This window comes from Lachnoanaerobaculum sp. MSX33, from assembly GCF_000512995.1.
GTDB lineage: Bacteria > Bacillota > Clostridia > Lachnospirales > Lachnospiraceae > Lachnoanaerobaculum.
The window spans coordinates 206,364-220,365 of sequence record NZ_AZXX01000062.1; the positions used below are offsets into that span (position 1 = coordinate 206,364).

The 14,002-nt window shown below is 37.3% G+C and carries 16 protein-coding genes; all 16 read right to left on the reverse strand.

Translation table 11 applies throughout. From position 1 onward, the window contains the following. Positions 1 to 8: 8 nt before the first annotated feature. The 16 genes from HMPREF1495_RS06955 to HMPREF1495_RS07030 all read right to left on the reverse strand — a co-directional run bounded on the left by HMPREF1495_RS06955 (position 9) and on the right by HMPREF1495_RS07030 (position 13,780). Complete coding sequence (locus HMPREF1495_RS06955; RefSeq protein WP_007593390.1) at positions 9 to 518, reverse strand: DUF1097 domain-containing protein; 510 nt, start codon at positions 516 to 518, stop codon at positions 9 to 11. A 402-nt stretch (positions 519 to 920) separates the two neighbouring features. Further along, on the reverse strand, positions 921 to 1,778 hold the full coding sequence (locus tag HMPREF1495_RS06960; protein ID WP_034213156.1) for a MerR family transcriptional regulator: 858 nt from the start codon (positions 1,776 to 1,778) through the stop codon (positions 921 to 923). Positions 1,779 to 1,814: 36 nt separating this feature from the next. After that, positions 1,815 to 2,768 (reverse strand): L-lactate dehydrogenase, encoded by a 954-nt coding sequence (locus HMPREF1495_RS06965; RefSeq protein ID WP_034213159.1) that lies wholly within the window; start codon positions 2,766 to 2,768, stop codon positions 1,815 to 1,817. Continuing rightward, positions 2,758 to 3,513: a 23S rRNA (guanosine(2251)-2'-O)-methyltransferase RlmB gene (gene rlmB / locus HMPREF1495_RS06970; protein WP_034213161.1), complete on the reverse strand. Its 756-nt coding sequence runs from the start codon at positions 3,511 to 3,513 to the stop codon at positions 2,758 to 2,760. Before rlmB ends, HMPREF1495_RS06965 begins: the two co-directional genes overlap by 11 nt. Next, the gene (locus HMPREF1495_RS06975; protein ID WP_034213163.1) at positions 3,510 to 3,962 is read right to left on the reverse strand and encodes a Mini-ribonuclease 3; all 453 of its coding nucleotides are present in this window, start codon (positions 3,960 to 3,962) and stop codon (positions 3,510 to 3,512) included. The genes rlmB and HMPREF1495_RS06975 overlap by 4 nt, the downstream gene beginning before the upstream one ends. Then, on the reverse strand, positions 3,947 to 5,356 hold the full coding sequence (cysS, locus tag HMPREF1495_RS06980) for a cysteine--tRNA ligase (protein ID WP_034213166.1): 1,410 nt from the start codon (positions 5,354 to 5,356) through the stop codon (positions 3,947 to 3,949). Before cysS ends, HMPREF1495_RS06975 begins: the two co-directional genes overlap by 16 nt. Positions 5,357 to 5,366: 10 nt before the next feature. Then, positions 5,367 to 5,909, reverse strand: a complete 543-nt coding sequence (gene ispF, locus HMPREF1495_RS06985; protein ID WP_007593399.1) for a 2-C-methyl-D-erythritol 2,4-cyclodiphosphate synthase — start codon at positions 5,907 to 5,909, stop codon at positions 5,367 to 5,369. 120 nt (positions 5,910 to 6,029) lie between these two features. Further along, positions 6,030 to 6,272: an HPr family phosphocarrier protein gene (locus HMPREF1495_RS06990; RefSeq protein WP_007593401.1), complete on the reverse strand. Its 243-nt coding sequence runs from the start codon at positions 6,270 to 6,272 to the stop codon at positions 6,030 to 6,032. Between the two features lie 117 nt (positions 6,273 to 6,389). Next, positions 6,390 to 6,656, reverse strand: a complete 267-nt coding sequence (locus HMPREF1495_RS06995; RefSeq protein ID WP_007593403.1) for an HPr family phosphocarrier protein — start codon at positions 6,654 to 6,656, stop codon at positions 6,390 to 6,392. Between the two features lie 67 nt (positions 6,657 to 6,723). Further along, positions 6,724 to 7,410, reverse strand: coding sequence for an epoxyqueuosine reductase QueH (locus HMPREF1495_RS07000; RefSeq protein WP_051402814.1), 687 nt, complete (start codon positions 7,408 to 7,410; stop codon positions 6,724 to 6,726). Then, positions 7,410 to 8,651, reverse strand: a complete 1,242-nt coding sequence (rpoD, locus tag HMPREF1495_RS07005; RefSeq protein WP_084544505.1) for an RNA polymerase sigma factor RpoD — start codon at positions 8,649 to 8,651, stop codon at positions 7,410 to 7,412. The genes HMPREF1495_RS07000 and rpoD overlap by 1 nt, the downstream gene beginning before the upstream one ends. A gap of 258 nt (positions 8,652 to 8,909) precedes the next feature. Further along, entirely contained in the window at positions 8,910 to 9,761 is an 852-nt protein-coding gene (locus tag HMPREF1495_RS07010) for a MurR/RpiR family transcriptional regulator (RefSeq protein ID WP_007593408.1), read from the reverse strand. A 22-nt stretch (positions 9,762 to 9,783) separates the two neighbouring features. Continuing rightward, entirely contained in the window at positions 9,784 to 10,668 is an 885-nt protein-coding gene (locus HMPREF1495_RS07015) for a carbohydrate ABC transporter permease (RefSeq protein ID WP_034213168.1), read from the reverse strand. Between the two features lies 1 nt (position 10,669). Further along, positions 10,670 to 11,578, reverse strand: a complete 909-nt coding sequence (locus tag HMPREF1495_RS07020) for a carbohydrate ABC transporter permease (protein WP_007593412.1) — start codon at positions 11,576 to 11,578, stop codon at positions 10,670 to 10,672. 105 nt (positions 11,579 to 11,683) lie between these two features. Next, the gene (locus tag HMPREF1495_RS07025; RefSeq protein ID WP_034213170.1) at positions 11,684 to 13,045 is read right to left on the reverse strand and encodes an extracellular solute-binding protein; all 1,362 of its coding nucleotides are present in this window, start codon (positions 13,043 to 13,045) and stop codon (positions 11,684 to 11,686) included. Between the two features lie 39 nt (positions 13,046 to 13,084). Continuing rightward, positions 13,085 to 13,780: an N-acetylmannosamine-6-phosphate 2-epimerase gene (locus HMPREF1495_RS07030; RefSeq protein WP_007593415.1), complete on the reverse strand. Its 696-nt coding sequence runs from the start codon at positions 13,778 to 13,780 to the stop codon at positions 13,085 to 13,087. Positions 13,781 to 14,002: the final 222 nt, after the last annotated feature.

Genomic DNA, 14,002 nt, shown 5'->3' on the forward strand with positions numbered 1-14,002 from the left:
TTTGATTCTTAATCCTCTAAAAATTTAGCTATGACCCAGTCTTTTTTATCGGTCTTCTTGAAAAACTTTGCTAAAATAAATCTTCCCAGATAATCTGATGCGAGCCCAACGATATTTCCCAGGATAAAGCAAATAATAAGCATCTTCCAATTACCACCTGATGCAAATGCACTGAAGCCGCCCATAAATGTGCAAGTTGCAAATCTGGTCAAATCACAATGAGTGATATAAATGATAACTCCACTGAAAATTCCTGTTATCAATCCGTTAAACCATAGACTTCCATTTACATTTACACATAGCCAAATTATGGTACATCCTATAAAGATTCCCGCCATATTACTGCATAAAGATCTGATAAAACCGTTTTTACCACAACCGGCTGCATAATAAGATGTACATCCTGCAAAGCCTACCCAAGTTGCTATCAGCGGACCTGCAAACATAGCTGATATATATGTCCATAGACCACATACAATTATGTTTGATATGGTATTTGATATAATAAATCCCGCCATACTGTCCTCCTTTCCTACATATTTTATTTTAAAATGTTAAATAATTAACTATCACTTGTTTAAGAACTTATTTTATTTAATTATTATCTTAGAATATACAGCTATTGTATATTCAAGTTAAATTTTTCTGAATTTAATATATATTTTATCTGTATTTCATTTTTGTCTCCTATAAATTTATTACTCAAAGCATAAATTTACATATAATTAATTCAACAAAAAGCTACTATAAGTCTTCTTTTATGCATATTGCTATTTTTTGAAAGTAATCTTACACAATATCGAATTTATATTTTTGTTAGTTATGCCTATCACAAGTTTTTCTCAACGGATTTTTACATAACAAAAAAGTCTCCACCAGGTGGAGACTTTTAATAACACTACCATTATATTTTATATAATTTAATTTCTCGGTTTTACCGGAACTATTATTTTTACTATATGTTGCTCAGTATTTGGCAGATCTACAGGTGAAAGCATAAATCTTTCCGTTACAGGTCCATCCACCATCAGCTCATTTTCTTCAATCCATCTTTTCAAAGAAATATATGTATGCACTATATCGCTATAATCGCCTACATGAATTGCATTTGCGGCAAGAAAATTTCCGAATTTCTTTACTTCAGCATCCTTTGTATCGTTTTCCACTACAATAGAAAACTCTACTTCACAGTCTCTGTGAATAAATTGCCCAAACATTTCAGTATGATAAGACACAAGTATATCGCCTTGAATATTCAGATTTCTTTCTTTGGCAGACTCTATAATATCTATCCACTTTTCTAAACTGACTTTTTCATTCTTATACGACTGCATCATGGTAGTTTTGCCAAATACATATACTTCTCTTTGCTTTTCAAGCTTAAATGAACTTTCTACATTGTAGTTATTACTGTTTTCAAGTATTCTTTGCGCAGATTGAAGTTTATTCTTTAGTGTAGCGGCTTCTTCATACTTTTTATTCAGCTCAATAATTTCATCTTTTATGGAGTTTTGTTTTTTTGTCACTATAAGTTCTATCTTTTGAATATCATCTTCTTTTAATATATTCCTAACTTCTTCCAGAGAAAATCCCAAATATCTGAGTCTCTTTATTATAAAAAGCCGTACCATCTGGTCATGACTGTAATATCTGTAATTATTGTTTTCCTGTCTGATACTTGGAACCATTACATTTATTTTATCGTAATATCTTAAAGTCTTTATAGGAATATTACATATTTCCGATACTCTCCCAATAGAATAATATTTGTCTTTCAAGTCTACCCTCCAAAATGAAACAAAGATGTCTCTATTTTATTTCTCTTCCAGCTCTTTATATGTAGCTCTAAGCTCCTCACAGGATTTTGCAAACTTTGCTTTTTCCTCATCTGTAAGAGAGAATTCAAGTATTCTTTGGATTCCTGCACTGTTTATTACACATGGAACTCCAACAAATACATCGTTTTGTCCGTATTCACCACGAAGATTTGCAGATACTGTAAGAACCGAGTTCTCATCACCCAGTATAGCCTTTGTAATTCTTGTAAGGCTCATTCCTATACCGTAATAAGTAGCTCTCTTAGCTTCTATTATCTTATATGCAGCTGTTCTTACATCTTCTTCAATGCGGTCAAGCTCTTCTATATTCAGTTTGCCCTTTGATTCAACTATAAGATCTGTTATAGGCTTTGTAGAAAGCATTGCATTTGACCATGGAACAAACTCGGAATCGCCATGTTCACCTATAACATAGGCATGCACGCTTCTGGGATCTGCCTGTATATAAGATCCAAGCAGATATCTCAGTCTTGCAGAATCAAGTGCGGTTCCCGAACCTATTACTCTTCTCGGATTAAATCCTGAAAGCTTATATGTAATCTCTGTCATTATATCCACAGGGTTTGTTGCTACAAGAAAGATTCCGTTAAATCCGCTCTCTGTAATAGGATCTATAATGGATTTAAACACTTCCATATTTCTCTTTAAGAGATCTCTTCTGCTCTCTCCCGGTGCCTGAGCCACACCTGCACATATTACGACAATGTCCGCACTTGTGCAGTCACTGTAATCTCCTGCCCAGATCCTCATATGTGAACCTGAAAAAGCCAGACCATGGTTTAAATCCATAGCTTCACCCTCGGCTCTTAATTTATTTACATCTATAAGAACCAGCTCGTCCACAACATTTTGATTTAACATAGCATATGCGTAGCTCATGCCGACCATACCGCATCCTACAAGAACAACTTTTCTCTTATCACTTTTCATATATTGCTCCTTTCGCAATCCTCTGTCTGACTATCTCATAAGCCAATACACCACAGGCAACGGATGCATTGAGTGAATCAATATCACCGTTCATAGGTATAGAAGCTATGAAATCGCAATTTTTCTTGACGCTTTCACTTACTCCGTCTCCCTCATTACCTATTACAAGTCCGATACTTCCTGTCAAATCAATATTATACATCCTTTCTCCGCCCATGTCTGCACAAACAAACCACATTCCTGCATCTTTCAGTTCCTGCATTGTTTTATTTATATTGGTGACTTTGGCAACAGGTGTATAATTTATAGCTCCTGCTGAAGCTCTTGCCACTACGGCAGTAAGACCTACAGCTCTGTGTTTAGGTATAATCACTCCATGAGCACCGCTGAGATTGGCTGTTCTTATAATTGCACCGAGATTATGAGGATCCTCTATGCCGTCTAAAATAAATACAAAAGGCGGCTCATTTTTTTGTCTTGCCTTTTCCAGTATATCCTCAACGCTTGCATATTCATATGCAGCAACTATGGCAATAACTCCCTGATGCTTTCCGGTCTCGCTCATTGTGTCAAGTCTGTCCTTACTTACAAAATTTACATATGTACCGTGCTTTTTGGCTTCTCTTAATATTGTAGAAACTGTATAGTCCTTCAAACCGTCCTGCAAATATAATTTATCAACAGTTTTACCGCTTCTGAAAGCCTCTATTACCACATTTCTGCCTTCTATGGCATTTTCATTCATATATTCTTTACTCCAATATCATTATTTTCCAAGAATCTGTCAAGACCGGTTTTGACAAGTTCTAGCGCTCTGTCAAACTGATTGTCCAGATATAAAAAACCTATAAGACTTTCAAATCCGGTAGCATATTTATAATCAGTCATACTGGCATTCTTTGCCATGGTATGCGGAGAAGAGTTCCTGCCCCTTTTAAATATGGTGAACTCTTCCTCACTTAACTCATCCTTTATAAGTTTTATAATTTGTGCCTGTGCTCCGGCTTTTACAAGAGAAGTGGCATCCTTATTAAGTTTATTTACCGGGCGGTTTCCGCCTGATACCAGAATACTTCTTATTATAAGCTCATATACAGCATCACCTATATAAGCCAATACCAATGGAGAAAACTCTTTTGCATCCCTTTTTTCTATATTAAAAGGTTTCAGAAGATAATCTAAGATCTCTTCCATTTAACTCCCTCTCTTGTATCTTCAAGTACAATACCTCTCTCAAGGAGATCGTTTCTGATCTTATCAGCAAGTGCAAAATCCTTATTCTTTCTGGCCTGAGTTCTCTGCTCTATCAGATCCTCTATTTCACTGTCAAGAATTTCGGTCTTTCTTTCTGTAATAATTCCAAGTACATCACAAAGCGGCTCAATTATATTTAAAAGTCCGTTTGCATACTCCGTTGTGCTGTTTTCATTTAATGAAGTGTTTGAAAGCTTTATAAGCTCAAATATAGCACTTATCGCGTCAGCTGTATTGAAATCATCGTCCATCGCGGCTACAAACTTATCCTTTAATACCTTTGCCATCTCAAGATTTGAGAGCTCGGCATCTGTAATCGGTGAAGAATTATTCTTCTTTTGAACATCCTTTAAATTCTCAACTCCTGTAAGAATTCTCTCCAAGCTGTTCTTTGAAGCTTCCATAAGCTCCGCCGAGAAATTAAGAGGACTTCTGTAGTGTGCGGAGAGCATAAAAAATCTTAATACCTGAAGGTCGTACTTCTCACTGATATCTCTTACTGTAAAGAAATTACCTAAAGATTTACTCATCTTCTTATTGTCAATATTTAAGAACGCATTGTGCATCCAATAATTTGCAAAGCTCTTTCCGCTTGCCGACTCCGACTGAGCTATCTCGTTTTCATGATGTGGGAAGATAAGGTCTTCTCCGCCGCCATGGATATCTATCTGATCGCCAAGATATTTTTTACTCATTACGGAACATTCTATATGCCATCCCGGTCTTCCCTTTGACCATGGTGAATCCCAGTAAGGCTCTCCGTCTTTTTTAGGTTTCCAAAGCACAAAGTCATTGCTGTCTTCCTTTCCGTCCTCACCCGTTACCTTAATCTCTCTGAATCCGGACTGAAGTTCATCAATATTCTTATGTGACAGCTTACCATATCCGTCAAAGCTTTTTACTCTGAAATATACCGTACCGTCCTTTGCCACATATGCATGGCCGTTTTCGATAAGAGTTGATATCATCTCCTCCATACCGCCTATCTCTTCTGTTGCCAGAGGATTTTTTGTTGCGGGAAGCACATTCATTGCCTCCATATCTTTCTTACATTCATTTATATATCTTGTGGAAATTACAGAGGCATCAACACCCTCTTCTATCGCCTTATTGATTATCTTATCATCAACATCCGTAAAGTTTGAAACATAGTTTACATCATATCCTCTGTATTCAAAATATCTTCTTACCGTATCAAAGAAAATCATAGGTCTGGCATTTCCGATATGTATCAAATTGTAGACCGTAGGTCCGCAGACATACATTCTTACTTTTCCCTCTTCAATAGGCACAAACTCTTCTTTCCTTTTAGAAAGTGTATTAAAAATCTTCATAAAATTCCTTTTATCCTTTACTTGGGCATCCGTTGCAGGCAGTGCAATCCTTTGAATCTGTAGATACATAAAAAGCATCTCTTACCGAATTCAACAGACAGACACTGTGCGCAGATATACCGCTTTCATTTCCTGTAAAGCCAAGCCCCTCTTCAGTGGTCGCCTTTATATTCAATTGGCTCGGTGATATACTCAGCGTATCACATATCACTTCCTTCATCCTATCAATGTGAGGAGCAATTTTAGGCTTTTGCGCAATAACAGTCGCATCTATATTTTCTATTATATATGCATTCTCGTCAAGTATATTAGCAACTTTTTTCAAAAGCACAACACTGCTTACATCCTTATATTCCGCTTTTGTATCTGGAAAATGTTTTCCTATATCTCCAAGTCCTGCAGCTCCAAGTAAAGAGTCCATTATCGCATGTAAAAGTACATCCGCATCCGAATGCCCGAGAAGTCCCAGAGTATGCTCTATCTCCACTCCTCCTATTATAAGCTTTCTGCCTTCTACAAGTCTGTGAACATCATATCCATGTCCTATTCTCATAATTACCTTTCCGTCTCTTCTATATGGAAAAACAGGCAAGTCAAAGACCTGCCTGTATGTTAAACAACTACCGGTCAAGCCGGCTTATTTTAAACCATTTATGATATATCATAAATATGCTTAAGCTATTTTTTCGATTCCCTTCATATGTTCATCTAAAAAAGCTTCCAATTCTTCGTTCTCGCCTGAATATCTGACTGTCAAAACATGTCTAAGATCCATGCTCAGCACTCCTATAATAGATTTTGCGTCAATCATAATACTGTTATCATATAAATCCACATCAAAATCACACTCGGTAGCAACTTTAACAAAGTTCTTAGCGTCTTCAACCGACAGAAGGCGGATTTTTCTTTCTTTCATATCTATACCTCATTTTATAACATCGTATTTTGCACAATACAAAATACATTGCATTATTTAACCACCAAATATAGGCATTTGTCAAGTATGATATGTTACAAATAGAAAAATTATTTATTATTTTTCACCAAGGCCTGACTCTATAGCCTCTACCAAAGTCTTCATTGCTTCCTCTTCGTCATCACCTTCAACTATCAGATTTACCTCTGTACCTGACTTGATACCTGCAGCCATAACATTAAGCACGCTCTTTGCAACTATCTTCTTCTCACCGTACTCAATTATTATATCTGATTTAAACTTCATTGCTGTCTGTGACAGAACTCCTGCCGGACGTAGGTGCAAACCTGAAGGATTCTTGATAGTAATTTTTCTACTTAACATAATAATCTTCCTTTCATATTTCAAGATCTTTTGATCATTGATATAAACATTACCTATTAATTATAAATCAAAGTATACCAATCGTCAAACGATATTCTCTCTTGCCTTGGCTCTTTATATTCTCTCTTGCCTTGGCTCTTTCAATCGACTCTCGTTTTGAAAATGAGCATCCACAATAATCCTGCCTGTAAAGCTCATGTTCCTTAGACAAATCCACAGATCTCTTATATCCGTTTTTCTTCTTAAAATCGCTCGGCAAATACTTTACATTATATTCTTTAGCCACCTCTTCGCCTATTTCACAAAGTTTTTCGGCATTCTTCATAGGTGAAATGGTAAGAGAAGTTGTAAAATAGTCAAAACCGTAATCTGATGCCGCTTTTGCAGCCTCATGCAGTCTTAGCTCAAAGCAGATATCACATCTTTTTCCGCCCTCTTTTTCATTTTCATAGCCCTTTATTCCGCTGTGAAAAATGCTCGGATCATAATCTCCTTCGATGAATTTTACCTCTGAAGTAAAATCCATCTCTTCTATCAGTCTCTTTGCTTCTTCCACCCTGAGCTTATATTCCTTGGTATCATCAATATTCGGATTGTAAAAAAACACAGTCAAATCAAAATGTTTTTCCAAATATTCCATACAATATGATGAACACGGTCCGCAGCAGGCATGAAGAAGAAGCCTTGGGCGATTGCCCAAAGCTTCCTCTTTCTTTATAATATCTTCCAATTCTTTTTGTAAATTTCTCTTCATCACGCCAAAAAGTCCCTGATTCTCTTTGATCTGACAGGATTTCTGAGTTTTCTCAAAGCCTTAGCTTCAATCTGTCTTATTCTCTCTCTTGTTACCTTGAACTCTTTTCCTACTTCCTCCAAGGTTCTCGGATGTCCATCCTCAAGACCGAATCTAAGCACAATAACCTGTCTTTCTCTTTCTTTCAAGTCTCCAAGCAATGTATCGATATGCTCTCTGAGCATTACCGATTCAACATTTCCCTCAGGTGTCAAAACATTTGCATCTGCAACAAAATCTCCAAGGTTTGAATCATCTTCCTCACCTATAGGAGTCTCCAAAGATGCCGGCTCTCTTGCAATCTGCATTATTTCCATGACCTTTTCTTCAGTCATATCAAGTGCATTTGCAAGTTCTGTAACACTTGGCTCATAACCCAGTTCCAAAGTAAGTTTTCTTTGCATTTTGCTCATCTTGTTTATGGTCTCTACCATATGTACCGGAACTCTTATGGTTCTTGCCTGATCTGCAAGTGCTCTTGTTACAGACTGTCTGATCCACCATGTAGCATATGTTGAAAGCTTAAAGCCCTTTGTGTAGTCAAACTTCTCTACACCTTTTATAAGGCCTAAATTACCCTCCTGTACCAAGTCAAGGAAACTCATTCCTCTTCCTGTATATCTCTTTGCAATACTTACAACCAAACGAAGGTTAGCTTCTATAAGACGCTGCTTTGCGTATTCATCGCCATCCTGTTTTCTTTTCGCCAATTCAAGCTCTTCATTTGCTGTCAAGAGAGGTACAGTACCTATTTCTTTAAGATACATTCTTACAGGGTCCTCAGTACCTACACCTTCAAGCAGGTCAATCGCACTGAGATCTATGTCCTCTTCAGAGTCCTTGTCAAACTCATCATCATCGTCTAAGAGTAGTGAGTCATCATCTACAATACTGTCTATATTATCAATATTGTCAATATCAATATTAATATCATCCGAGATGTTTTCATTGATCTCAATACCCTTGTTCTCAAGGTAAGAATAAATCTGCTCTACGCTGTCGGCATTCAGCTCCGTACCCGCAAAAAAATCATTTATCTCACCTATATTAAGTTTCATGTCAGAAGCCATGCCCTTATTTACAAGTTCCTCCAGTTTCTGTAAGAACTCCTGCGGTGACATCTTTTTCTTATTTGCACTTTCACTGCCTTTTGATGCCTTACTTCCTGTAGTATTTCGGTTTTCTTTAGCCACTAAGATCATCCCTTCACAAATAGATGCCGATAATTGACATATCTATTTTTATTTTATCTGCAAACAATCTGAAATAAATGCACGTTCTTAAAATGAATATAAGTAGCCATTGTATTTACTTCTATCATTTGCATTGACATTATAATGCTTTTAATATATTTTTTCAAGCGGATATTTATACAGTAAAATTGAAAATAATATCAAAAGAGCCTGTAAATTACTTTGTCGAGTATAATACAAGCTCTTTACCGAATTTTCATATAATAATTATCTGGTCGGTCTTGACAGATAAAATCTTCTGTCATCTTCTTTCTTATTTAAAGTAGTAACGGTATCCTCCAAGATTGCACTCTTAAAAACAGGATCGATATTTATGTACTCACTGTATATAAGGTCAAGTACAAGTAACATCGGAAACTGTGGAGAAATAAGATTTCCGTTCTCCAGATATTCAAGTGAAGCCACCAATACAACCTCATCACAGAATTCATGTAAATGAGGGTTGTCCGCCGCTGTGAAAAATACGGTCTTCTTGCCTCGGTCATGTGCATGCTTTAAAAGGAAAATAATATCCTCAGTCTTACCGCTTATACTGAATGCGACCACTGTATCTCCGTCTTTTAAAAATACCGACTGCATTCTTATTCTGTCTGAATCCGTAAGAGAGTCTATATCAAGTCCCACTCTCACAAAACGGCTCTCCATTTCACTTGCCGCATATCCTGAACTTCCCTTACCTACAGCTATGACCTTCTTTGAATTTACAAGCATCTTCACTATTCTTTGTACCTGATCGTTGTCAAGCAGTGAATATGCCTTATTCAAAAGATCCTGATATGTATTAAATACATTTTGTGTAGTGCTGTTACCGTTCGGCTTTTTCACTCTTGCACTGTCCAGGTAGGCAAATATAAATTCTCTGAAACCTACAAAGCCGCACTTTTTTGCAAATCTTGAAATAGATGCCTGTGATACATAGAGCTGTTCAGCCACATTCTGGATATTTATATCCATATTTGCATCACATTGTAAAAAATAATCCGCTATCTTTTTTTCAGTATTTGTAAAAAGCGTATATTTTGATTCTATTATCGGAATCACTGATTTTTCGTATATCATTTTCCCCTCTTTCCGCTACTTACTAACCCTTTACAGCACCCAGAGTAATACCTTTTGTAAAGTATTTTTGAAGTGCAATAAACACTATCAGTATAGGTGCTGCGGCCAGTGTAGCTCCCGCCATTATAAGTCCGAAATCTGTCGAGTTTTCTGCTTGTAGTTTAGCAATTCCGAGAGAAATTGTCAAATTAGAAGTAGAACTTAGCATAATAAGTTGCATGAAATAATCATTCCAGCTGTTAATAAATGTGAATATTGCCAAAGCACCTACTCCCGGCTTTACCATCTGGAAAACTATATCGGTAAATGTTTTAAATTCACTTGCGCCGTCAATTCTTGCAGCTTCAAGCATTTCTGTAGGTATACCCTCGGAGAACTGCTTCATAAGGAATACACCGAAAGGCCATCCTACGGTAGGAAGTATAACCGCCCATATAGTGTTATAAAGCTTAAGTGCGGACATTTCTCTGATAAGAGGTATCAGAATAACCTGCTTAGGCAATGCCATAGCACATACTATAAGTGTAAAAAGTATAATTCTTCCGTGAAATCTCTTTTTTGCAAGCGCATATCCCGCCATAGATGCTGTAAGGCATGTAAATACCATGGCCATAACCGCCATAAATACCGTATTTATCATCCATCTTACTGCCGCAGGCGCCATAGGCCCCTTTATGAATCCCAATTCAAATATAGGTGCCGTCTGTCTTGAGAACAGCTTTTTAAAGTTATCAAGTACAAGCTCCTTAGGTATCCAATCAGGTACCGGTGAATTTATTGAAACAGGTGTTTTAAATGCGCCTGTAACTATCCAATACAGTGGAAAAACAAAGCAAAATGCCAAAGCTATCAGTACAATTATCGATACAACAGTATACAGTTTTTTTAGTGTATTTGAAGTTTTCATATTATCTCTCCTTTGCCACTCTAAACTGAATTGCAGACAATACCGCTATAAATATTGCAAGTACCACGCCCATTGCATTTCCGTATCCGTATCTGAACATCTTAAATGCCATATAATAGATATAATACATTACAGTATCTGTTGAATGATTCGGTCCGCCTGATGTTAAAAGCTGTATAAGAGCGAAACACTGGAAACTGTTAATAGTTGTTATAACAAGAATATATAATGTTGTAGGCATAATCTGCGGCCATTTGATTTTCCAGAATAATTGCAACTCATTTGCTCCGTCCACCTGTGCGGCCTCAACCAATGAATTATCCACATTTCCAAGTGCGGATACATATAATACTATAGGCTGACCTACAGATGTGGTAAGCAGGATAAGTATGATACATGCCAGAGCAAATCTCTCGTCTCCAAGCCAGTTGATATTTGTTTTTAAAACACCTGTACCTTTTCCGATATAATTGAAGATACCGTAATAATTATTGTACATCCACTTCCAAACCACTGTAACGGCTACCGAACCGGTGACTACAGGGAGATAAAAGATACATCTGAAAACTGAAAGCACTTTATCATTTAGATTGTATATTACGGATGAAACCCACAATGAAAATATACAAACCACAGGAACTGAAACGATAACAATAACAAAGGTATTTTTAAGTGCCTTTAGAAAAATTCCGTCTTGAAACAGTTCTATATAATTTCCAAATCCGATAAATACATCCTTAGCATCCTTGCCCATCGTAGAATCAAAGAAGCTGGTATATATACATATAATCATCGGTATTATTACAAAACCGATAAAGAATACAAGGCTTGGTAATAAAAACATATAAGCTGAAGCGGTTTCTCTTCTTACCAATTCCTTTGACCTGGTTGTATAAACACCCTTTGCCATGTTTCCCCTTTCTAAAAAATGTTGCTAAAGAAACTCTCTAGCAACATTTTATAACATGTTAGATCACCTAACTATTTTTTAAAGATCAGTATTTTACTACTGTTATTATTGAGCTGCTGCCGCGTTTGCGTTAGTTGTAAATGTTGCGACCTCTGTTGCCACATCGCCGCCTGCACCTATTCTCTGAAGCATGTTCCACCACTCTGTACGAGCTGTAGTCCATCCCTTTGTTACCTGATAGTAGTCACCCATCGAAGGCATGAACTTCTCTTCGAAAAGCTTCATTGCATCAGCTGTCTCTGTTCCCTCATATACACCTGTTACAGAAGGTCTTACAGGGAAGAATCCTGAAGCCTTAACGCTTTCCTTAACCTGTGCCTCATCATTACATACGAAGTCGATAAATGTCTTTGCAGCTTCAATCTTACCTGCATCTCCGTTGTCAAAGATTCCATATCCCCAGATACCGCCGCAAAGCTCTGTAACGCCGTCATCACTTGGGAATAACATAGGTATAATCTCATCACCTGCATTTGTCTTTCCTGCAGGACCGTTATCTGAATTTGTCTGCTGTGATGCATTCCAGCAAAGTGACATTGCCAAAGTACCGTTTCTGAAAAGTGTAATCTCATCACCACCTGCTATAGACGGATCGAAGTTTAAACCTGCCTGATCGACAATTGCCTGTAAAGCTTTCTTGTTCTCTTCAGAATCAACTGTATACTTTGTATGATCCTTATCTGTAAATGTACCTGAGTAAAGATTGTTTACCAAAGCTCTTGTTCCCTGATCTCCACCCTGTGAAACACAGTAGATAGCACCTACATTTTGCTGTCCTGAATCATATACCGCCTGAACAGCCTTAAGGAAGTTGTCTGTTGTCCATGTATGTGTATCCAAATCAAGATACTGTAATGCATCAGCCTTTTCAAACATTGTCTTGTTTACAGCCATACAATGTGCAACCATGAATGCAGGATACTCATAAAACTCACCTGTAGGACTCTTACATGCAGCCTTTACAGGATCATAAATATCTGATGCCGCATCCTTCTCAAACATATCCTTTAAATCAACCATGAGTCCCTTTGCACCCCAGTTTGCTACAAGTCTCTCAGGTCCTTCAAGTACGATATCCGGCGCCTGCTTTCCTTCTATAGCTGTGTTAATCTGGTCATCACCGTTTTGATAGTCAAGATACTCTACAGTTACCTTAATGTTTGGATACTTCTCATTGAATTTTTTGATAATTCCGTCAACTGTTGCAGAGTCTCCCCATTTACCTACAGGATATGTCCAAAGTGATACTTCGGCAGCATCTCCTGAAGCTTCACTTGCTCCCTCCTGCTTTGTATCCACCTTTGAATCAGCCGCTGCACTTGTTTGATCCGCCGCTTTTCCTCCGCCACATGCCGCGAGCATACCTGCTGCTGTAACTGTCAAACCTGTTAACAATAATTTCTTCATATTTCCTCCTTAATGAGTCTTACACTCAAGATTATTCCTTTACACAACCTGTTCAAGCGCCTTTGAAAATTCTTTTGTTATAAGTTGCGGTCTGGTAATAATTGAACCTACCACTACGCTGAACGCTCCAAGTTCTATTACTCTCCTACATTTCTCAGGTGTATTGATATTACCCTCAGCTATCACTTTATGCTTTACTTTAGCGAGGATATTTCTCAATATCTCAAAATCGTTCTCCTCAATCCTTAGCCCTTCACTCTCCTTTGTATATCCGACCATAGTAGTACCGATGAAGTCAAAACCTAATTCATCCGCAAAGATTGCTTCCTCCTCTGTAGAACAATCCGCCATAAACAGCTTATCAGGATACTTTGCTCTAACTTCTCCAAAGAACTCCTTTAAGCTTTTTTTATTCGGTCTGAGTCTGTTTGTCGCATCCAGTGCTATTATATCAACCCCCGCTTCTACCAAAGCATCTACCTCGTCCATTGTAGGTGTGATATAAATCTCACTGTCATCATAATCTTTTTTAATGATTCCGATTATCGGCAAATCCACCTGTTTTTGTATCTCTTTGATATCCACAACAGTATTTGCTCTGATGCCGCAAGCTCCGCCCATCTTTGCTGCGAGAGCCATTCTCCCCATAATGAAGTCTGAATGTAACGGTTCATTTTCCAGTGCCTGGCATGAAACGATCAGTTTCCCTTTTAGGTTTTTGATTCTGTCATTCATTTTTACTACCTCCATCTGAAAGTATCTTACCATTTCTGAAAATAAATTTCAATACTCCTGTTGCATTCTGTTTCTACTTTCCCGTGCTTGCCAAGCTGTTATTAAAAGTAAACATTTTGAATTGTATTTATTTGTGCACAAAGTACTAATATACATATTTATCCCACACTTTCAGGATTGAAAATTAAAGCCCCTTTCATGTCACTAAAAAAGAGATACGGG